Genomic DNA, 21,481 nt, shown 5'->3' on the forward strand with positions numbered 1-21,481 from the left:
CTGCACAGCATGGGCCGAAGGCGTCGGCGTATTCCATTAGTTGTTTTGGTTCATTTTACTTTTTAACGCTGCCAGCTGTTCGCTGATTTCGTCGTCCGCTTTCAGGTCGGCAAACTGTTGGTCCAGGGTTTTCTGTTTGCCGAAACCATGGCTCTCTGCTTCCGCTTCCATATGGTCGATACGACGTTCGAAGGATTCAAAACGCGCCATAGCTTCATCAATTTTACCGCTGTCCAGCTGGCGACGCACGTCGCGGGATGAGCTGGCAGCCTGATGGCGTAAGGTTAACGCCTGCTGACGAGCGCGGGTTTCGCTCAGTTTGTTTTCCAGCTCGCCAATCTCTTTCTTCATGCGCGTCAGCGTTTCATCGATCATCTGCGCTTCATTTTCGAGGCTGGCAATCAGGTCGGTCAGCTTCTGTTTTTCGATCAGTGCCGCACGGGCCAGATCTTCTTTATCTTTGCGCAGTGCCAGTTCTGCTTTTTCCTGCCACTCTGCCTGCTGGGCAAGGGCTTGTTCGATACGGCGGCTCAGCTGTTTCTTTTCAGCCAGCGCGCGGGCCGAGGTGGAACGCACTTCTACCAGCGTGTCTTCCATCTCCTGAATCATCAGACGAACCAGCTTCTGCGGATCTTCCGCTTTCTCCAGCAGGGAGTTGATGTTGGCGTTCACGATGTCGGCAAAACGAGAAAAAATACCCATAATAATAATCCTCATAGTTCTGATATCAGGCGGTGGCCTGTGGCAATACTGAGAGTACTAATACAAGTTGCGTGCCAGTTTTTTATCTTATTGATTTGAAAAGAAGTGATTGTTATCTGCACAGCGGGTTGCTAGAGTAACCTGGTGAATCACACGATTAAATGGCGAATTTCATCATGGCGGATAACAAGGACAACCTGCTCGGCGAAGCCAACAGCTTTATCGAGGTACTGGAACAGGTTTCGCGGCTGGCACCGCTCGATAAACCGGTGCTGGTCATTGGCGAGCGCGGTACCGGTAAAGAGCTCATCGCAAACCGCCTGCACTTTCTCTCTTCCCGCTGGCAGGGGCCGTTTATCTCTCTCAACTGCGCGGCGTTAAATGAAAACCTGCTGGATAGCGAGCTGTTCGGCCATGAGGCCGGCGCTTTTACCGGCGCCAGCAAACGTCATCCCGGCCGCTTTGAACGCGCCGATGGCGGAACGCTGTTTCTTGATGAACTGGCCACGGCACCGATGCTGGTACAGGAAAAACTGTTGCGGGTCATTGAATATGGTGAACTTGAGCGTGTCGGCGGCAGCCAGCCGCTACAGGTCAACGTGCGGCTGGTGTGCGCCACCAACGCCGACCTGCCTGCGATGGTTGAAAGCGGCCATTTTCGCGCCGATCTCCTCGACCGCCTGGCCTTTGATGTGGTGCAGCTGCCGCCGCTGCGCGAACGGCAAAGCGACATTATGCTGCTGGCGAATCAGTTTGCCATTCAGATGTGCCGTGAGCTGGGCCTGCCACTGTTCCCGGGCTTCAGCGAAAACGCCTGCGACACGCTGCTGGGCTATCGCTGGCCGGGGAATATCCGTGAGCTGAAAAACGTGGTGGAGCGTTCGGTGTATCGCCATGGCTCCAGCGACAGCGAACTCGACAACATCATCATTAACCCTTTTCATCAACATCAGGCGTCGCCGCCACCTCAGCGCGCCGATGCCGAACCGCACACGGCCGGGCCTGCGCTCCCGCTGGATCTGCGGAGCTTCCAGCATGAACAAGAAAAAAACCTGCTGCAGGCAAGCCTGCAGCAGGCGAAGTTCAATCAGAAACAGGCGGCACAGTTACTCGGCTTAACCTACCACCAGCTTCGGGCGCTGCTGAAAAAACATCAACTGTGAGTCAGACGTGGCAGCATCAGGGCGCTGACTACCGTCGCGCCCAGGCACATCGCCGCGTTGAACCACAGGGCATACTGCGCGGCGCTGGCCATGCCAAGCGGTAACAGCAGCGCGAAAAGTGACGCTGTCACGGCAATCCCCATCGCCCCGCCCAACGAACTGCCCATCTTGTAAATCCCTGAAGCGACACCGACTTTATTTTCCGGGGCGTTCACCACCGCGGTGTCGGTTGACGGCGTGGCGTAGCAGCCCAGCCCAAGGCCAAACAACACGTTACTGAGAAAGACCGTAACGATATAGACGGATTTATCGAGGAAGGTGCAGGAGATAAGCAGGATCGCCACTGCGGTAAAGACCGGCCCGGTCATCATCGGCAGCCTGGCCCCGTAGCGCTGCAGCAGCTTTTCACCGACGCGGATCATCGCCAGCACGGTGACCAGATAGCCCAGCGTCATTCCGCCGGTTTCCAGCGGGCTCAGGTTGTGCCCTTTCTGCAGCCAGATGCTGGTGATCATCATCGTGCCGACGGCGCCATTGAGCATAAAGTTTGACAGTACCGCGGCGCTGTAGGCCCGGTTGCGAAACAGCGCAAAATCAATCAGCGCCGATTCCCCTTTACGCAGCCCGCTGCGGATGAAATACCCGCCCGATACGAGTGAGCCGGCGAGCATCGCCAGCGACAGGCCGCTGCTCCAGCCCCAACTGTGGCCTTTGCTGATAAACAAATTCAGCAGCACCAGCGAGACGATCAGACTCAACAAACCGCTGATATCCAGCTTGTGCTCCCGGGCGCTGGCGCTCCGACTCTCCGGCGTGCCGCGCAACAGCAGCAAGGCCACCAGCGCCACGATAATGGAGAAGACAAAGATCCAGCGCCAGCCCAGTCCGGTCGCAATAGCTCCGCCGACAAACGAGCATAAACCGCTGCCGCCCCACGAGCCGATCACCCAGAAGCTCACCGCCCGCTGGCGCGCTTTGCCTTCGTACCAGGTTTTAATCAGCGCCAGGGTGGCCGGCATAATGCAGGCCGCCGATAACCCCTGCAGCACGCGCCCGGCCAGAAACAGCCAGGGCCCTTGTGCCAGCACCAGCAGAGCGCTGCCGCCAATACTCAGCACCAGGCCGATATGGGTCATGCGCATCCGGCCAAATTTATCCGCCAGCCCGCCGCTGGCTACCACAAAGCAACCGCTGAACAACGCGCTCAGGCTTACCGCCAGCGTCAACGTTTCAAGGGAGATATCAAGACTGTTTTTCATGGCCGGTACGACGTTAATCACCGACTGAGCAAACAGCCAGAAGGTCAACACGCTCAACACAATGCCTGCCAGCAGACGGTCGGTACCAACAAAAGGTGCTTCGGTCAGAGATACGGAACTCATAAGTGGGCCCTCCCCAGCGCGAGTAGTTAACGCAGATAATGTTCCGTCAGGCCGCACCACAGCGCCGCCCCCTTGAGCAGGATCTCATCGTTGAAGTCGTAGCCCGGGTTATGCACCATGCAGCGGTCAGCTTCATCCCCGGCACCGATGGTGAAGTAGCTACCATGCGGATTATGTTCCAGCATAAAGGCGAAATCTTCGCTGCCCATAAAGGGTTTCACCTCGCCCACCAGCGCTTCGCCAAACAGCGAGGTTGCCACTGTGCGGACCATCTCATTGGCAGCGGGATCGTTTTTAAGCACCGGGCTGCCGTTGATGTGGCTTAGGGTGGCGGTAGCGTTAAAACTTTCCGCCTGGGCGACGGCAATGTCGTGGATCCGCTGGAGGACCGTTTCACGCACCTGTTCGTTGAGGGTACGCACCGTCAGCTTCATCAGTACTTTGTCGTTGATGATATTGGGCGCATGCCCGGCCTGGATACTGCCTACGGTCACCACCGCCGGTTCAAAGGGGGTGATGTTGCGCGACACAATAGATTGCAGCGCGAGGGTGATATGGCAGGCGACCAACGTCGCATCTACGGTGTGTTCCGGTACCGCCCCATGTCCACCAACCCCTTTCACTTCGATATGCAACGTATCGGAAGAGGCCATCATCGCGCCGTCGCGCAGGCCAATTCTCCCCAGCGCCTGCCCCGGCATGTTGTGCAGTCCAAACAGGATATCGCAGGGGAACTTATCGAACAGGCCATCTTCAACCATCACCCGCCCGCCATACAGCAGCTCTTCCGCCGGCTGGAAAATCAGATGCAGCGTGCCGTTGAACTGCCGGGTACGCGCCAGATATTCGGCGGCGTAGAGCAGCGTGGTGGTATGTCCGTCATGGCCACAGCCGTGAAAACGGCCATCGGTCTGGCTGGCCCAGGCCTTGCCGCTGGCCTCCTGCATCGGTAATGCGTCCATGTCCGCCCGCAGGCCCAGACGACGCTCACCCTCGCCCACCTTCAGGGTTCCGACCACTCCGGTTCCGGCCAGACCGCGGTGTACCTCATAACCCCACTCCGTCAGCAGACGAGCCACCTCATCGCTGGTTTTATGTTCTTCGAAGCCAATTTCCGGCTGCTGGTGGAATCGGCGGCGCAGTTCAATAAACGATGCTTCTTTAACCTGTAATGCCTCAATAAGTGGATGTGTCATTTTTGTTATTCCTTGATTGTGTTTGCGCGACACTTTCGAGTTTATGCTGTCCGATTAGCATTAAAGTGCGGTTTTTTGTTTTATATTGACGGATTATTCATGAGTGTTTTTCATACTGAACGGTTATGACAAAAAACAACATGTTGCTTTTTGTCCTGGAGAGAGGTAACGGTGGAGCATCATTCAGGCGATTTTAGCGTCGCGGTCCGCGATATTCGGCAGTTCAATCAACCCGAGAGCGAGCTGTTAACTCTGATATGGGTGCTGGAAGGCCGCGTTGAGCTGCATGACGGTGACGGGCAGCAGATCCTGCATCCTGACGAGCTGGCCATCGTGAATCGCAACCGGCGGTGGCACCTGCACGCGGCGGCCGGCAACGCGGTGATGCTCCTGACCTTATCTTGTAGCTGGCTGACACGTCTCGATAGCGAGTTCTTTGCCGTGGGCTACCAGGTCAGTGACGAAACCCGCGACGCCGATGACAACCTGCGCCGGTTAATGCGCCAGCTGCTGGTGATAGAGCTGGTGAATCATCAGGCCCGCTACCGGCTAGAGGCCAACCGCTGGTTGAGCGAGATTGCCCTGCTGCTCTCCACCCGCTTCTCCCGCCCGCTGGCTTCCAGCCCCGCACGCGGTGCCGAGAAATGGAGCCGACGCATCGCACGGGTGGTCGCACGTATTGACGCGAACTACCAGCGTCGGCTTTCGCTCCACGATGTCGCCGCCGCCGAGTTTGTCTCCGAAGCCTGGCTGTCGCGCCTGTTTCGCAAGGAAGTGGGCATGAGCTTCGTGCAGTACATTACCGCCCTGCGCCTCAACAAGGCGGCAGAGCAACTGATCGCCACCCGCAAACCGGTCCAGCAGATTGCCCAGGAGCAAGGCTTCGCCAGCACCCGCATCATGAGCGATCTGTTTAAACGCTTTCATGAAGTGACGCCACGTCAGTTTCGCCAGCAGCACCCGCAAACCAGCGGCGAATCCGGGCGCCCGCGTGCCGGGCTGGTGGATATCTGGCAGCCGGTGGCCGTCGAGCGTCTCTATGCCCGGCTCAATGAGCCAGAACAGAATGGCTGGGACAACCCGCCCCCGTTGCTCAATCCACAGCAAACCCGGCAGATCGATCTGCGCCAGCTGCCGGTCCGCGTCGCCACATTACGCCACACCCGCATGGTGGTCACCGTCCGCGAACTGGATGATTTACTACGGGAAGATGTCCGACGCGAGCTGGAGCAGCTGCACCGCAGCCTGCCGGTCTACGCGATTGATATTAACGACCCCTTTCTCAGCAGCCGGCTGTTCGCCACCGGTTGGGACGATCCGCAAATGGCCGGCTACGCCTGCTGGTATAACCTGCAACAGATCTTCAGCTGGCTGGCGAAAATGGGCTGGGGGGTGATCTTACATACCGGGCTGACCACCCGTTGCGATTTACTACAGCGCTTTTTGCGCCTCGCGGCCAACCATTTTCCGGCGGCAACCCTGGCCAGCTGGCGATTTGTCTGGCACTGGTCGCCCCAGGCGACCGAAGCGGCCCGCCAGCACGCCTGGCAGCAACAGCGTGAGACGCTGCAGGCATATCTGCCACAGCCGCAGTTGGGAGTCTGGCACCGCTTCCCGGAGCTTGCCATTAGCGATGACCCGTTACTGCAGTCACCTGTTCTCAGCGAAGCAAGCTTTCTTGCCTGCCAGGCCGATACCAATGAGCTGCTGGATCTGGCCCAACTGGATAGCAGCAAGCTGGCCTCGAGTGAAAACTATCCGGTACATAAGCTGCGCCAGATCCACAGCGCCCTACGCCAGCGTCAGCTGTCGCTGCCGGTCTGGCTATTGTCATGGAACACCTTAACCGGCAACACTCGCGACACCAACGGCCGGTTTTTCCGCGGCGCATTGCTGATGGATAACCTGCTGGGGCTGGCGGAACAGGTATGGCTGGCGGGCTTCTGGCTCAACTCTGGTCTGCAAGGGGAATCGAGCGTTACCGGCAAGCTGGATACCTCAAGCCTGGCGTTGCACTATCTCCACGGCCTGCCTCGTCCCGTTTACTGGGTGCTGTGGCTTTGGCGACGATTGCGCGGTGACGTGCTGGTCAACGACAAAAAAATGTTGCTGCTGCGTCACGGCAATCAGTATCAGCTTTTGTTGCGCAATACGGTGGTGTTCAACCCCTGGCTCTCCAGCGAAGAGGCGTTTATCCAGCGCTTTCGCCAGCCCTACAGCGTGCGGCTGTCCGGACTTGAGGGGCACTGGCGGGTGAAGCAGCATCTGTTCGATCAGCATCACGGGGCATTATTCCCACTGTTTGAAGCCTTTCGCAGCCACAGCGGCCCGGACGATGAAGATTATCAGTGGCTGATGCACAAGGCCCGCCCGGCGCTGAGCGTTTCGCAAGAGACTCCGGAGAGCGGCTGGCATATCGTCGACTCCCTGGACAGCAATGCGCTGGTGCTTTACGAGTTCACCCCGTTAGGTGATTAACCAGACAATTTGCTGCACTAATTGCTGCACTAATTGATGCACTGCGCATTTTCATCAACCGCAGCGGCATAATGTAGACACGGGACTCCATCGAGGATCACACCGTGAAAAAATTACTGATATGTTGCTTGTTCGGGGAAACCGCGAACCTCTTAGCGAAGAAAATGCAAAAAATCGCGGATGCTCAGGGGATGAATATGCTGATTAGCGCCGTCGGTCTGGAGAATGTCTTTAGCGTAGCTCCCGCCTATCACGCAGTGTTAGTGGCGCCGCATATTCAATATAAGACCGATGAGATTGCCGCCGTGTTGCAGAATAACCAGCAGATTGCGGTGATCGAAAGCCTGCCCTACGCCGCCTTTGATGGCGAAAAAGTACTGCAGTTTGCCCTGACGACGCTGGCCCATTCGCTCAACTGATAACTCCGGCCTTCGCAATGCCATGCGGGTCACTCGCAGCAGTCACCCGCATTTTACCAACCGTAGCCTGGCGGGCCAGATTACCCTGTGTTTTCAGCGTTCTGGGGGTTAAATATTTGTAACTGGCAAGATGTGTCAATGTGAATTATAGTCTGCGCCATCATCGTTCAATGGACTGAAAACGCACATGATTCCGGTTAATATTCATACTCTTAGTCGCTATGCGGCCCATGTCAGCTTAACCTACACCATGAAGCATCATCATTCGCCCGCGCTGTCGGTGATGATGATTTTCTCAGACCTGTGTATTCGTTCAACCCTTGATGCCTATCGCCAGCAAGGCTGGGAAATTAGCGAGAAACGCAGCGGGATGGTATTGCGGACTTTCGTAGCCACCCATCGTGAAGGCTCGGAAATTGAAATCACACCCAAGGAGTATATCGGGCGTTATAACCGCCTGCTTCCGCTGTAATCACCAAGCTTACTGGAGAATTCAGCCATAAAAAGATACCATGTTTCATTATTCTCCATACAACGCATGAATATGCTGAGAAGCGTTTAAAAGAGCACCATACCCTCAGGTTTTTGATGAATATCAACCCATCACCTCCTTGGACGCCTCACGATCGGCGCGGCTTGCGCCCCCGTGGGTTTTACGCGTTAATTCAGGGAAATGGCAGATAAAAACGCCAGATGGGTTTACGAGGTATACTCGAAGGAGTGGTGCTCGCGCACAATGACGCAGCGACTGACGAGATGGTCCCTGTGAGCGTTTAAGGTGATGGAATATGTCATTGAACATTAATAAAACAGAGCTCTGCTCTATAACTCAAAAAATATTATGCGCCTGAAATTCTCCTCTCTGCTGGCGGCGCTATCGCTGCTGTGTACGCAGGCAATGGCCGCGCCCACGTTGCCGCCAAATGCCGACATCCGCGACAGTGGTTTTGTTTACTGTGTGAGCGGCCAGGTCAATACCTTCAACCCGCAGAAGGTCAGCAGCGGGCTGATTGTCGATACTTTAGCGGCTCAGCTTTACGACCGCCTGCTGGATGTCGACCCTTATACCTACCGGCTGGTGCCACAGCTGGCAGAAAGCTGGGAAGTGCTGGATAACGGTGCCACTTACCGCTTCCATCTACGTCCTCACGTCGCTTTCCAGTCGACCTCATGGTTTAAACCCTCCCGTGCTTTTAATGCTGATGATGTGATTTTCACCTTCAACCGTATTTTCAATCGCGACGATCCGTGGCACAACGTCAACGGCAGCAGCTTCCCCTATTTCGACAGTTTGCAGTTTGCCGACAGCGTTGAGAGCGTGCGCAAGCTGGATAATCAAACCGTTGAATTTCGCCTGAAACAACCTGATGCCTCGTTCCTCTGGCACCTGGCGACCCACTATGCTTCGGTGATGTCGGCGGAATATGGCGCGCAGTTGGCTAAAGTCGATCGCCAGGAGCAGCTCGATCGCCAGCCGGTTGGTACCGGTCCATTCCAGCTAGAAGAGTACCGCGCGGGGCAATATGTGCGCCTGCAGCGCCATCCCGGCTACTGGCGCGGAAAGCCGCTGATGCCGCAGGTGGTGGTCGATCTCGGCTCTGGCGGCACGGGGCGTTTGTCGAAACTATTAACCGGTGAATGCGACGTGCTGGCCTGGCCTGCTGCCAGCCAGTTAACGATCCTGCGCGACGATCCGCGCCTGCGCCTGACGCTGCGCCCGGGCATGAACATCGCCTGGCTGGCGTTTAATACCGCCAGGCCGCCGCTGGATAAACCCGAAGTTCGCCACGCGCTGGCGCTGGCCATTAATAACCAGCGTCTGATGCAGTCCATTTATTACGGTACCGCCGAAACCGCAGCATCAATGCTGCCGCGTGCCTCCTGGGCCTACGATAACGACGCGAAAATTACCGAATACAATCCGAAGGAAGCCCGGGCCCAGCTTAAAGCGCTGGGGCTGGAAAAGCTGACGCTGAAACTCTGGGTCCCGACCAGCTCACAGGCCTGGAACCCCAGCCCACTGAAAACCGCAGAGCTTATCCAGGCGGACATGGCGCAAATTGGCGTGAAGGTCATCATCGTGCCGGTGGAGGGCCGTTTCCAGGAAGCCAGATTGATGGACATGAACCACGATCTGACCCTTTCCGGTTGGGCTACCGACAGTAACGATCCGGACAGTTTTTTCCGCCCGTTGTTGAGCTGCGCGGCCATTGCCTCGCAGACCAATTTTGCCCACTGGTGCAATCGCGAATTCGATGAGGTGCTGCAAAAAGCGCTACGCTCACAGCAGCTGGCTTCGCGTATTGAGGCCTATAAAGAAGCGCAGCATATCCTGGCTCGCGACCTGCCGGTGCTGCCGCTGGCATCATCGCTGCGCCTGCAGGCCTACCGCTATGATATGAAAGGTCTGATCCTGAGTCCGTTCGGTAACGCCTCTTTTGCGGGCGTCTCGCGGGAGAAAAAAGACGAGGTGAAAAAACCATGATTATTTTTACCCTGCGCCGCCTGCTGCTCCTGCTGGTCACGCTTTTTTTCCTGACCTTTGTGGGCTTTAGCCTGAGCTACTTCACGCCTCACGCCCCGCTACAGGGCGCCTCGTTGTGGAATGCCTGGCAGTTCTGGTTCACGGGACTGCTGCACTGGGACTTCGGCGTCTCCAGCATTAACGGGCAGCTGATTTCAGAGCAACTGAAAGAGGTATTCCCGGCCACGATGGAGCTGTGCATCCTCGCGTTTGGCTTTGCGCTGTTAATCGGTATCCCGGTGGGCATGCTGGCGGGCATCATGCGCAACAAGTGGCCGGATACCCTGATTAGCGCCCTCGCGCTGGTGGGATTTTCAATCCCGGTATTCTGGCTGGCGCTACTGCTGACGCTGTTTTTCTCCCTGACGCTCGGCTGGTTCCCGGTTTCCGGGCGTTTCGATTTGCTCTATGAGGTCAAAACCGTCACCGGTTTTGCACTGATCGACGCCTGGCTTTCCGATTCACCGTGGCGCCATGAGATGATCGTGAGCGCCGCGCGCCATATGGTCCTGCCGGTCTTAACTTTGGCGGTGGCACCCACCACCGAAGTGATCCGCCTGATGCGCATCAGCACCAGCGAGGTGTACGACACCAACTACGTTAAAGCCGCCGCCACCCGTGGCGTTTCACGACGCACTATTTTACACCGCCACGTACTGCACAACGCCCTGCCGCCGGTGATCCCGCGTCTTGGCCTGCAGTTTTCAACCATGCTGACCCTGGCGATGATCACCGAAATGGTCTTCAGCTGGCCGGGTCTGGGTCGCTGGCTGATTAATGCCATCCGTCAGCAGGATTACGCCGCAATTTCGGCGGGCGTCATGGTGATTGGCGCGCTGGTGATTACCGTCAACGTGATATCAGATATTCTGGGAGCAATGGCTAACCCGTTGAAACATAAGGAATGGTATGCCCTACGATAGCGTCTATCTGGAAAAGCGCCCGCCTGGCGCGCTGCGTACCGTATGGCGGAAATTTTACGGCGATACCACCGCCATGATCGGCCTGTACGGCTGCGCCGGTCTGATCCTGCTGTGTATTTTCGGCGGCTGGTTTGCCCCCTACGGTATCGATCAGCAGTTCCTCGGCTATCAGCTGCTGCCGCCATCATGGTCGCGCTATGGTGAAGTGTCGTTCTTCCTCGGCACCGACGATCTCGGTCGCGATGTGTTGAGTCGGCTGTTAAGCGGCGCGGCTCCCACCGTGGGCGGCGCTTTTGTCGTGACCTTCGCGGCCACGTTGTTCGGCCTGGTGCTTGGGGTCATCGCCGGTTCGACCCACGGCCTGCTGTCGGCGATGCTGAATCACATCCTCGACACTCTGCTGTCGATTCCGTCGCTGCTGCTGGCGATTATCGTCGTCGCCTTTTCCGGACCGCATCTGAGCCATGCGATGTTTGCCGTGTGGCTGGCATTGCTGCCGCGCATCGTCCGCTCGGTCTACAGCATGGTGCATGACGAGCTGGAAAAAGAGTACGTCATTGCCGCTCGTCTCGACGGGGCCTCTACCCTCAATATTTTGTGGTTTGCGGTGCTGCCCAATATCGCCTCCGGGCTGGTGACGGAGATCACCCGCGCCTTGTCGATGGCGATTCTGGATATTGCTGCCCTCGGTTTTCTCGACCTTGGCGCCCAGCTCCCCTCCCCGGAATGGGGCGCGATGCTTGGCGACGCCCTGGAGCTGATCTACGTGGCCCCGTGGACGGTCATGCTGCCCGGTGCGGCGATCATGATTAGCGTGCTGTTGGTCAATCTGCTGGGCGACGGTATCCGCCGCGCAATCATCGCCGGGGTGGAATAATGCCGTTACTCGATATTCGCAATTTAACCATTGAGTTCAAAACCAACGAAGGGTGGGTCAAAGCCGTCGACCGCGTCAGCCTGACCCTCGCAGAAGGTGAAATTCGTGGTCTGGTGGGGGAATCTGGCTCCGGCAAAAGCCTGATCGCCAAAGCGATCTGCGGCGTGACCAAAGATAACTGGCGGGTTACCGCGGACCGCATGCGCTTCGATGATATCGACCTGCTGCGCCTCTCCAACCGCGAACGACGCAAGCTTATTGGCCACAACGTGTCGATGATTTTCCAGGAGCCGCAATCCTGTCTGGATCCGTCTGAACGCATCGGTCTGCAGTTGATGCAGAATATCCCCGGCTGGACCTTTAAAGGCCACTGGTGGCAGCGTATAGGCTGGCGAAAACGCCGGGCCATCGAGCTGCTCCATCGCGTCGGGATTAAAGACCATAAAGACGCGATGCGCAGTTTTCCCTACGAATTAACCGACGGGGAGTGTCAGAAGGTGATGATTGCCATCGCCCTCGCCAACCAGCCGCGTCTGCTGATCGCCGATGAGCCGACCAACGCCATGGAGCCGACGACCCAGGCGCAGATCATCCGTCTGCTCACCCGCCTGAACCAGAACAATAACACCACCATTTTGCTGATCAGCCACGATATGCAGATGCTCAGCAAGTGGGCGGATAAAATCAATGTGATGTACTGCGGACAAACGGTGGAAACGGCACTCAGCGACGAGCTGGTGAACACCCCTCACCATCCGTACACCCAGGCATTGATCCGCGCGATCCCCGATTTCGGCAGCGCCTTGCCGCATAAAAGCCGTCTTAATACCCTGTCGGGCGCAATCCCCCTGCTTGAGCAACTGCCGATCGGCTGTCGCCTGGGGCCGCGCTGCCCGTACGCGCAACGTGAATGCATTGAGACGCCGCGCCTGGTCGGCGCCAGAACGCATCTGTACGCCTGTCATTTCCCGTTGAACATGGAGAAAGAGTGAAATGGTCGAAACATTGCTCGAAGTCCGCAATCTGAGTAAGACCTTTCGCTACCGTACCGGTTGGTTTCGGCGTCAGACGGTGGAGGCGGTTAAACCGTTAAGTTTTACCCTGCGTGAACGCCAGACCCTGGCGATCATCGGCGAGAACGGGTCAGGAAAATCAACGCTGGCAAAAATGCTGGCGGGGATGATTGAACCGACCTCCGGCGATCTGCTGATCGACGATCACCCCCTGGAGTTTGGCGACTACTCGTTCCGAAGCCAGCGTATTCGCATGATCTTCCAGGATCCCTCCACTTCGCTTAACCCGCGCCAGCGGATATCGCAGATCCTCGACTTTCCGCTGCGCCTGAACACCGACCTCGAACCCGAGGCGCGGGAGAAGCAGATCATTGAAACGCTGAGGATGGTCGGCCTGTTGCCGGATCACGTCAGCTACTACCCCCATATGCTGGCTCCGGGGCAGAAGCAGCGTCTGGGTCTGGCCCGGGCGCTGATCCTGCGCCCGAAGGTGATCATCTGCGATGAAGCCCTCGCGTCACTGGATATGTCGATGCGCTCGCAGCTGATTAATCTGATGCTTGAGCTTCAGGAAAAACAGGGGATTTCATATATCTATGTCACCCAGCATCTCGGCATGATGAAACATATCAGCGATCAGGTGCTGGTGATGCATCAGGGGGAAGTGGTCGAGCGCGGCAGCACCGCCGACGTACTGGCTTCGCCGCTGCACGATCTCACCAGACGTCTGATTGCCGGACACTTCGGTGAAGCGCTCACCGCCGATGCCTGGCGCAAAGACGGGAAATAACCTTCTGTCTTGCTATCCCGGCGGCGCTGCTGCCGGGATAGTGCACCGCCCTTCACTATCCTTTCTTCCCTGCATTTTCCTTGAGCGTTCGCCACTTGCCAACAGTGCTTGTCTATACAAGCCTTGACAAGATCACCATCGCTCACAATGATGACGCTGCGCGACACAAAAAATACCCTGACCTGATGGTGAAACTGCGATGCTGACTTCCTTTACCTTCTCTTCTTTGCCGATGACGCCGTGGAAAAACGGCGGCGGTACGACTCGTGAAATCCTCTGCGTTCCGTCACCCGATCCCGATGCGCCGTTTCTCTGGCGCGCCAGCATCGCCACGCTGCAAAGCGACGGTCCGTTCTCCCAGTTTATCGGCATCGATCGGGTGATCATGCTGCTGGAGGGCGAGCCGCTGTGGCTGCGGGGCGACGGAATTCATCATCAGCTGAGACACCAGGAGCCGTGGGCATTTCCCGGGGAATGGGCGCTCAGGAGCGAAGGCATCACCGCTCCGGGGTTGGATTTTAATATTATGACCCAGCGCAGCCGGGCCAGCGCCAGGGTTAGCATCGTCAGCGACCAACAGCAGCCCGACAGCGAAGGGATTGCCTGGGTGCTGCAGGGACGCTGGCTGATGGCTGGCGCGCGCTATGATGCCCGCTCAGGGGTCGGCTGGCAGGGACAGTCGCCTGGCATCATGACGCCGGACTCCCCTGATGCCCTGTTATTGCTGGCACAAATCACCCGTCACCCGAGTGATACTGACCGGGTGAATGACGTCAAACGGGGCTGATATCCGGTGATATACTGGAGGGTGTCCGGTCGTCATTACGTGTGAAGACACGAAAATAGCGTGACACAAGGGGTCGTCAGTGGGATATAATTCTCGGCTAAATTTGAGTTATTTTGAAATAACAACCTTAACCCCATGATTGTTAAAGTAAAAATAAGCAATAACGATAAGGATTAAAGCTATGGGTTTTCTTTCCGGTAAGCGCATTCTGGTGACTGGCGTTGCCAGCAAACTGTCCATTGCCTACGGTATTGCGCAAGCAATGCACCGTGAAGGGGCTGAACTGGCGTTCACCTATCAGAACGAAAAACTGAAAGGTCGTGTGGAAGAATTTGCTGCGGCACTGGGTTCCAACATTGTACTGCCGTGCGACGTGGCTGAAGATGAGAGCATCGAGTCTCTGTTCACTGAACTGACCAAAGTGTGGCCGAAATTTGACGGTTTCGTTCACTCCATCGGTTTCGCCCCGGCGGATCAGCTGGACGGCGATTATGTTAACGCGGTGACCCGTGAAGGCTTCAAAATTGCCCACGACATTAGCGCTTACAGCTTCGTTGCGATGGCGAAAGCCTGTCGCGGTATGCTGAACCCGGGTTCTGCCCTGCTGACCCTGTCCTATCTGGGTGCAGAGCGCGCTATCCCGAACTACAACGTAATGGGTCTGGCGAAAGCATCCCTGGAAGCTAACGTACGCTATATGGCGAACGCGATGGGTCCGGAAGGCGTGCGCGTCAACGCTATCTCTGCGGGTCCTATCCGTACTCTGGCAGCATCCGGGATCAAAGATTTCCGTAAAATGCTGGCCCACTGCGAAGCGGTTACCCCGATTCGTCGCACCGTCACTACCGAAGACGTCGGCAACAGCGCAGCCTTCCTGTGCTCTGACCTGTCTGCCGGTATTTCCGGTGAAGTCGTTCACGTCGATGGTGGCTTCAGCATCGCGGCAATGAATGAGCTGGAACTGAAATAAGTTCCTTCCCCTCCTCGGGTCTCTGAGGAGGGGTCTCCCTCGCCTGTTCCCCTTTCTGTTATTCCAATCCGCTATTTGTTAGCACGGATCAATATTTTCTACTGCCTCAGGGTTACGCCAGGATAGTTATGCATATATGGCCCACAAAAGTGCGGCTAGTCATATACCTATCAAGGAACGCCCATGGAGCAACGCCGCGTTTATGGCAAAAACCACTGGTATCATGAAACCCAGTCAACCATCTGCCCGGTCGATGTACTGCCACTCGTCCCTGAAGCCGCCGATGTCGAAGACCGGTTTTTACTCGATCTGACGTTGCCGGAGGCATGGTGCCAGGCGCATGTGGGCTGGCTGCTCCCGGCACGTCGGTTGGCCGATGCCTTTTTCCCCGCCTCCGTGGTGGTCAACCGATTACATACCCTGAGCGCCTACGACCGACTGAGCACCGCCCTGACCGTCGCCCAGGTGTATGGCGTCCAGCGCCTGTGCAATCACTATGCCGCACGCCTCGCGCCACTGTCTGGCCCGGACTCCTCCCGAGAAAGCAACCGCCGGCTGGCACAAATTACGCAATATGCCCGCCAGCTAGCCAGTTCCCCGTCGGTGATTACCGCGCTGTCCCGTAGCCAGCTTGATGAGGTGGGATTAACCCCGCGTGATATCATCCTCATCAATCAAATTATTGGCTTTATCGGCTTTCAGGCGCGCACCATTGCCACATTTCATGCGCTAATAGGGTTCCCGGTGCGCTGGATGCCGGGAATGCCGCAGCAAGACGATGCGCCGGCAGAGGTTTTTTCTGCCGATCCGGTCGGCTGGCAGCCCGATGTAAACGAAACCGAATGGCGTTATGCGGATGATGAGCGCCTGACCCTGTTAGCAAGCTGTCAGCCACACTCTGGCTTTGCCGAACTGGCGCCGCTGCTTGCGACGCACGAAGCGGTCTTCAAAACCCAGAATACCCTGTTGGGACGCTTGCATGACCTTCAACCCCATGCCGCGTCGATGGCATTGCTATCCGCCCGCATCAACGGGAGCGCCAGCTGTTTCAGCGCCTGGATGCAGACGGACGCACAGAGCTCAGCACTATCCGCACTGCTGCGCCACGATGATAACGCGCTGGCACAGTGGGGGAAAATCCATCCCGATGAGTACGCGCTGCTGCAAGCGGCACAGCTTTTGACTCGCGCCCCCGCCCGGTTAAGCGCTGCGCAATTAACCCCTTTGATTGAGCAAGGGCTTTCGCCGCGAGAGATTATCGATATTCTGGCGTGGTGCGGTTTGTGTGGCTGGATCAATCGTCTGAAAATCGCGCTCGGGAATGTGCATCAGCAGACCTAAAATGCCAAACATCGCTTGCTGCAACAGGCATTATCGCGTAAAAATGTCAGCCGCTCTTTTAGCCACGAAAATACCTAATTATGTTTCAGGACAACCCGCTGCTCGCGCAGCTTAAACAGCAACTGCATTCTCAGACTCCTCGTGTTGAAGGGGTCGTAAAGGGTACGGAAAAAGGCTTTGGCTTCCTCGAAGTTGATGCGCAGAAAAGCTACTTTATTCCGCCGCCGCAAATGAAAAAAGTGATGCATGGCGACCGTATCAGCGCCGTGATCCACACAGAAAAAGAGCGCGAAAGCGCTGAGCCGGAAACATTGATTGAGCCTTTCCTGACGCGTTTCGTCGGTAAAGTGCATAAGAAAGATGACCGCCTGTCGATTGTTCCCGATCATCCGCTGCTGAAAGACGCCATCCCCTGCCGCGCCGATCGTAGCGTGAGCCATGATTTTCAACAGGGTGACTGGGCCGTAGCAGAAATGCGCCGTCACCCGCTGAAAGGCGACCGTGGTTTTTATGCAGAATTAACCCAGTTCATTACCTTCAGTGACGACCATTTCGTTCCCTGGTGGGTTACGCTGGCACGCCATAATCTGGAAAAAGAAGCCCCAGATGGTGTCGCTACCGAGATGCAGGATGAAGGTCTGGAACGTCGTGATTTAACGGCGCTGGACTTCGTCACCATCGATAGCGCCAGCACCGAAGATATGGATGATGCGTTGTATGTCGAAACCGCTGAAGACGGCAAACTGCACCTGACCGTTGCGATTGCCGATCCGACCGCCTGGATTGCCGAAGGTAGCAAGCTGGATCAGACCGCGAAAACTCGCGCGTTCACCAACTATCTGCCTGGCTTCAACATCCCAATGCTGCCGCGTGAACTGTCTGACGACCTGTGCTCTCTGCGCCCCGAGGTTGTGCGTCCGGTTCTGGCTTGCCGCATGACGCTGGCCGCCGACGGCACGATTGAAGACGACATCGAATTCTTCGCCGCGACCATCGAGTCCAAAGCGAAACTGGCTTATGACAACGTTTCCGACTGGCTGGGAAAAACCGGCAGCTGGCAGCCAGAAAGCGACGCAATCGCACAGCAGATTAACCTGCTGCAGGATGTTTGCCTGCGCCGCAGCCAATGGCGTCAGACCCATGCGCTGGTGTTCAAAGACCGCCCGGACTACCGTTTCGTGCTGGGCGAAAAAGGTGAAGTGCTGGATATTGTTGCCGAACCGCGCCGCATCGCCAACCGTATCGTCGAAGAGTCAATGATTGCCGCAAACATCTGTGCCGCTCGCGTTCTGCGCGACAAGCTGGGCTTTGGTGTTTATAACGTCCACACCGGCTTTGATCCAGCGAACACCGAGCAGCTGGCTGCGCTGCTGAAAACGCATGACGTGCATGTTGATCCCGTCGAAGTCCTGACCCTCGACGGTTTCTGCAAACTGCGTCGCGAGCTGGATGCCCAGCCGTCAGGCTTCCTCGACAGCCGCATTCGCCGTTTCCAGTCCTATGCAGAGATCAGCACCGAACCAGGCCCGCACTTCGGTCTTGGCCTGGAAGCCTATGCAACCTGGACTTCACCGATCCGTAAGTATGGCGACATGATTAACCATCGCCTGCTGAAAGCGATAATCAAAGGTGAAAACGCCTCTCGTCCGCAAGATGATGTTGCCGTTCAGATGGCCGAGCGTCGTCGCCTGAACCGCATGGCCGAGCGCGATGTCGGTGACTGGCTGTATGCCCGTTATCTCAATCCGCAGGCGGGAACCGATACCCGTTTTGCCGCTGAAATCATTGATATCAGCCGTGGCGGTATGCGCGTACGTCTGGTGGATAACGGCGCCGTCGCCTTTATCCCGGCACCGTTCCTGCACGCCGTCCGCGATGAGCTGGTCTGCAGCCAGGAAAACGGCACCGTCCAGATCAAAGGTGAGACCGTCTACAAGGTGACTGACGTTATCGACGTCAAGATTGCTGAAGTCCGTATGGAAACCCGCAGCGTCATCGCGCGTCCATTCGCCTGATAGCACACCTCAGCGGCTCCTGACCCCAGGAGCCGCTCTTTTTAGCACCGCATCTGACCGCATTTCTCCGCCATTTATGCTCAGATGAATTATGTTGTGCTATTTTTTCACTTCTCTTTTTCCTCCGTTTTTTGCATCATTGATTTCATTCGTTTTTGTCACCAGGATAATGCTATGTCTGAATTGAATGCCCGCCTGCTCGCCCAACGCATCGATACCGTGCTGGATATTCTGGTTGCCGGAGATTATCACTCTGCGATTCATAATCTGGAGATCCTGAAAGCAGAGCTTCAGGCGCTCACTGACGATCAAGCGGAAACAAAGCCCGGTCAGCCAAAAGCCCCCTGGGAAATCTGAACGTCCATATCGCCACAATCATCCGCTGGAGTCGATTGTCGGCAAAATAGTCCTCTAACTGCGATGTTGCTATGAACGCCCGACAACAAAGTATTTTGCAAATGGTCATCGATAAAGGCCGCATGAGCGTAGCCGATCTCGCCAAAATGACCGGTGTTTCTGAAGTTACGATTCGCCAGGATTTAAATTTACTGGAAAAGCAGAGCTATCTGCGCCGGACCCATGGTTTCGCCGTTCCGCTGGATAGCGAAGATGTCGAAACCCGCATGATGACCTACTTCTCCATCAAGCGGGAGCTCGCCAGCCGGGCCGCCAGCCTGGTCAATGCCGGAGAGACGGTCTTTATCGAAAACGGCAGCTGTAACGCGCTGCTGGCCCGTACGCTGGCTGAACGTGGTGATATCACCATCATTACCGTCAGCAGCTATATTGCCCATCTGCTGAAAGAGACCCCCGGCGAGGTGATTCTGCTCGGCGGGCTTTACCAGAAACGTAGCGAAAGCATGGTCGGGCCCCTGACCCGGCAATTTATTCAGCAGGTGCATTTCGGCAAGGCATTTATCGGCATAGATGGCTGGCAGCCAGAGACCGGGTTTACCGGGAAAGATATGATGCGCGCCGATGTGGTCAACGCCGTGCTGGCGAAGGGCTGTGAAGCCATTGTGTTGAGCGACAGTTCGAAGTTCAACGTGGTGCATCCGTACCCGCTCGGCCCGACGACGCTCTTTAGCCGCCTTATCACCGATGAAAACCTTAATGACGACGCACGTCAGCAACTGGCAGCCAATGGTTTAACCGTTGATATCGTCAGCTGCAGCTGATTTCACCCCTGACATCCCCTTCTTCCTTCGCTTCTCCTTTCGCCGCCCACCGTCGTGGGCGCAGGCGCCACGCGGCCTATCTGAGAGTTTTCCGAGCCGGCAATTAAGAGTTTTTACCTGCCGGTAAAATTTAAAAAAAGTAGAATTAATGTTAGCGATATAACAGGAAGTGACTATCACCCGCGTGATTAAAGTAACACCTGCGCAACTTAAGTTTCATGGAATAACCCTAAAGCATGAGCATCACGCTATGATTTAAGGGAAGTTGGATCCATGAATAGATTATTCAGGAGAAAAATTATGATGACTTCAACGAGCAAAAAAATGGCTGCCGCAGTACTGGCTATCACCGTCGCAATGTCTCTGAGCGCATGCTCTAACTGGTCAAAACGCGATCGTAATACTGCTATTGGTGCAGGTGCGGGTGCAATTGGTGGCGCAGTATTAACCGATGGCAGCGCCCTGGGTACCCTGGGTGGCGCAGCAGTCGGCGGGATTATCGGCCACCAGGTTGGCAAATAAGTTTTAAACTGAACAACCTATAAAAATAATGTAGATCACCAGACTTACGCACCTGCAAAGTATCAAGGCCACGGTATTTACCGTGGCCTTGTCATATTAACCGCCAGCCAGTTTCACTTTCATGCCTTTGGCTTCCAGCAGCGATTTCAGCAGATCCCGCTTATCGCCCTGAATCTCAATAATACCGTCCTTAACTGAACCGCCGCAGCCGCATTTCTTTTTCAGCTCAGCCGCCAGTTTCGCCAGCGCATCGTCGTCGAGGTCGATACCGGTGATCAGGCATACGCCCTTACCTTTACGACCGCTGGTCTGGCGCTGAATACGCACCACGCCGTCGCCTTTTGGGCGTTCCACGGCCTGTTTGGGTTCATCGATGCGGCCACTGTCGGTCGAATAGACCAGCCGGCTATTAGAATCAGTCATTATGCCCCCTTGTGCAGTGATGCATTGATGCTGCGCAGGGTCGCTGCCGGGTCCGCAGACTGGGTGACCGGGCGACCAATAACCATATAGTCAACGCCGGCTTCCTGTGCCTGTTCCGGGGTCATAATACGACGCTGATCTCCTGCGTCGCTACCCTGCGGACGGATACCCGGCGTGACCAGCTTAAATGCCTGGCCCAGCTCCTGCTTGAAGCGCACCGCTTCTTGTGCTGAGCACACCACACCATCCAGACCACAGCGCTGGGTTAAGGCCGCCAGCTTCGCCGCATGATCGGCAGGCGATAAGGTGATCCCCAGATCCTGCAGATCGCTGGCTTCCATACTGGTCAGCACGGTGACCGCAATCAGCAACGGCGCATCTTTGCCAAACGGCAGCAGCGCTTCACGCGCCGCGGTCATCATCCGCGCGCCGCCGGAGGCGTGTACGTTGACCATCCAGACGCCAAGTTCTGCCGCCGCTGCCACGGCGCGGGCGGTAGTATTCGGAATGTCATGAAATTTCAGGTCGAGGAACACCTCAAAGCCACGCTGATGCAGGTCGCGTACAAACTGCGGCCCCAGCAGCGTAAACATCTCTTTGCCCACCTTCAGGCGGCAATCGCGCGGGTCGATGAGATCAACAAATGCCAGCGCTTTGTCGCGGTTATCATAATCGAGCGCAACAACAACCGGAGAGGATGTAACAACGCGAGGAGAAGAGGTAGCAGTAGACATCGTGACCAGACCTTAATTGTTGATAGGCGCCGTCCGGCGCAAAA

The 21,481-nt window shown here is 56.5% G+C and carries 21 protein-coding genes; 16 read left to right on the plus strand and 5 right to left on the minus strand.

Features of this window, described 5'->3' with window-relative positions; translation table 11 throughout:
- Positions 1–36: 36 nt before the first annotated feature.
- The gene (pspA, locus tag ACMYSP_RS01620) at positions 37–702 is read right to left on the minus strand and encodes a phage shock protein PspA (protein WP_123754066.1); all 666 of its coding nucleotides are present in this window, start codon (positions 700–702) and stop codon (positions 37–39) included.
- Positions 703–863: 161 nt separating this feature from the next.
- Here pspA and pspF point away from each other — a divergent pair, with 161 nt between their 5' ends.
- Positions 864–1,865 (plus strand): phage shock protein operon transcriptional activator, encoded by a 1,002-nt coding sequence (pspF, locus tag ACMYSP_RS01625; RefSeq protein WP_434585190.1) that lies wholly within the window; start codon positions 864–866, stop codon positions 1,863–1,865.
- Here the strand turns inward: pspF and ACMYSP_RS01630 are convergent.
- Both ACMYSP_RS01630 and ACMYSP_RS01635 read right to left on the minus strand, forming a co-directional pair.
- On the minus strand, positions 1,856–3,247 hold the full coding sequence (locus ACMYSP_RS01630) for an MFS transporter (protein ID WP_434585191.1): 1,392 nt from the start codon (positions 3,245–3,247) through the stop codon (positions 1,856–1,858). The two genes, pspF and ACMYSP_RS01630, sit on opposite strands and share 10 nt — an antisense overlap.
- A 26-nt stretch (positions 3,248–3,273) precedes the next feature.
- A complete protein-coding gene (locus tag ACMYSP_RS01635; RefSeq protein ID WP_434585192.1) occupies positions 3,274–4,443 on the minus strand; it encodes a M20 aminoacylase family protein in 1,170 nt (389 codons plus the stop codon).
- Positions 4,444–4,614: 171 nt separating this feature from the next.
- Between ACMYSP_RS01635 and ACMYSP_RS01640 the strand changes: the two genes are divergently transcribed.
- The 15 genes from ACMYSP_RS01640 (at position 4,615) to osmB (ending at position 20,280) form a co-directional block, all read left to right on the plus strand.
- Positions 4,615–6,921, plus strand: a complete 2,307-nt coding sequence (locus tag ACMYSP_RS01640) for a helix-turn-helix domain-containing protein (RefSeq protein ID WP_434585193.1) — start codon at positions 4,615–4,617, stop codon at positions 6,919–6,921.
- A 104-nt stretch (positions 6,922–7,025) separates the two neighbouring features.
- Complete coding sequence (locus ACMYSP_RS01645; protein WP_434585194.1) at positions 7,026–7,340, plus strand: PTS sugar transporter subunit IIB; 315 nt, start codon at positions 7,026–7,028, stop codon at positions 7,338–7,340.
- Between the two features lie 187 nt (positions 7,341–7,527).
- Positions 7,528–7,812: a hypothetical protein gene (locus ACMYSP_RS01650; RefSeq protein ID WP_434585195.1), complete on the plus strand. Its 285-nt coding sequence runs from the start codon at positions 7,528–7,530 to the stop codon at positions 7,810–7,812.
- A 369-nt stretch (positions 7,813–8,181) separates the two neighbouring features.
- Positions 8,182–9,825, plus strand: coding sequence for an ABC transporter substrate-binding protein SapA (sapA, locus tag ACMYSP_RS01655; protein WP_434585196.1), 1,644 nt, complete (start codon positions 8,182–8,184; stop codon positions 9,823–9,825).
- Positions 9,822–10,787, plus strand: a complete 966-nt coding sequence (gene sapB, locus ACMYSP_RS01660) for a putrescine export ABC transporter permease SapB (protein ID WP_123754060.1) — start codon at positions 9,822–9,824, stop codon at positions 10,785–10,787. The genes sapA and sapB overlap by 4 nt, the downstream gene beginning before the upstream one ends.
- Positions 10,774–11,664 carry a putrescine export ABC transporter permease SapC gene (sapC, locus tag ACMYSP_RS01665; protein WP_434585197.1) on the plus strand — a complete coding sequence of 297 codons (891 nt, stop codon included), beginning with the start codon at positions 10,774–10,776 and terminating at the stop codon, positions 11,662–11,664. Before sapB ends, sapC begins: the two co-directional genes overlap by 14 nt.
- Positions 11,664–12,656, plus strand: coding sequence for a putrescine export ABC transporter ATP-binding protein SapD (sapD, locus tag ACMYSP_RS01670; protein ID WP_434585199.1), 993 nt, complete (start codon positions 11,664–11,666; stop codon positions 12,654–12,656). Before sapC ends, sapD begins: the two co-directional genes overlap by 1 nt.
- A gap of 1 nt (position 12,657) precedes the next feature.
- Positions 12,658–13,467: a peptide ABC transporter ATP-binding protein SapF gene (gene sapF / locus ACMYSP_RS01675; protein ID WP_434585200.1), complete on the plus strand. Its 810-nt coding sequence runs from the start codon at positions 12,658–12,660 to the stop codon at positions 13,465–13,467.
- Between the two features lie 199 nt (positions 13,468–13,666).
- The gene (locus tag ACMYSP_RS01680; protein ID WP_434585201.1) at positions 13,667–14,254 is read left to right on the plus strand and encodes a HutD/Ves family protein; all 588 of its coding nucleotides are present in this window, start codon (positions 13,667–13,669) and stop codon (positions 14,252–14,254) included.
- A 181-nt stretch (positions 14,255–14,435) separates the two neighbouring features.
- On the plus strand, positions 14,436–15,224 hold the full coding sequence (gene fabI / locus ACMYSP_RS01685; protein WP_434585202.1) for an enoyl-ACP reductase FabI: 789 nt from the start codon (positions 14,436–14,438) through the stop codon (positions 15,222–15,224).
- Positions 15,225–15,407: 183 nt separating this feature from the next.
- On the plus strand, positions 15,408–16,565 hold the full coding sequence (locus ACMYSP_RS01690; protein WP_434585203.1) for a CMD domain-containing protein: 1,158 nt from the start codon (positions 15,408–15,410) through the stop codon (positions 16,563–16,565).
- 80 nt (positions 16,566–16,645) lie between these two features.
- Positions 16,646–18,580, plus strand: a complete 1,935-nt coding sequence (locus ACMYSP_RS01695; RefSeq protein WP_434585204.1) for an exoribonuclease II — start codon at positions 16,646–16,648, stop codon at positions 18,578–18,580.
- Positions 18,581–18,754: 174 nt separating this feature from the next.
- Positions 18,755–18,937: a YciZ family protein gene (locus ACMYSP_RS01700; protein WP_123754050.1), complete on the plus strand. Its 183-nt coding sequence runs from the start codon at positions 18,755–18,757 to the stop codon at positions 18,935–18,937.
- A 71-nt stretch (positions 18,938–19,008) separates the two neighbouring features.
- The gene (gene yciT, locus ACMYSP_RS01705) at positions 19,009–19,758 is read left to right on the plus strand and encodes a DNA-binding transcriptional regulator YciT (RefSeq protein WP_434585205.1); all 750 of its coding nucleotides are present in this window, start codon (positions 19,009–19,011) and stop codon (positions 19,756–19,758) included.
- A 303-nt stretch (positions 19,759–20,061) separates the two neighbouring features.
- On the plus strand, positions 20,062–20,280 hold the full coding sequence (gene osmB / locus ACMYSP_RS01710; RefSeq protein ID WP_434586993.1) for an osmotically-inducible lipoprotein OsmB: 219 nt from the start codon (positions 20,062–20,064) through the stop codon (positions 20,278–20,280).
- Positions 20,281–20,376: 96 nt separating this feature from the next.
- Here the strand turns inward: osmB and yciH are convergent, their stop codons facing one another.
- Together yciH and pyrF are read right to left on the minus strand one after the other, a co-directional pair.
- Positions 20,377–20,703 carry a stress response translation initiation inhibitor YciH gene (yciH, locus tag ACMYSP_RS01715; RefSeq protein ID WP_434585206.1) on the minus strand — a complete coding sequence of 109 codons (327 nt, stop codon included), beginning with the start codon at positions 20,701–20,703 and terminating at the stop codon, positions 20,377–20,379.
- The gene (gene pyrF / locus ACMYSP_RS01720) at positions 20,703–21,437 is read right to left on the minus strand and encodes an orotidine-5'-phosphate decarboxylase (RefSeq protein WP_434585207.1); all 735 of its coding nucleotides are present in this window, start codon (positions 21,435–21,437) and stop codon (positions 20,703–20,705) included. The genes yciH and pyrF overlap by 1 nt, the downstream gene beginning before the upstream one ends.
- Positions 21,438–21,481: the final 44 nt, after the last annotated feature.

It is taken from the genome of Klebsiella sp. R390 (genome assembly GCF_051131745.1).
Taxonomy (GTDB): Bacteria; Pseudomonadota; Gammaproteobacteria; order Enterobacterales; family Enterobacteriaceae; genus Klebsiella.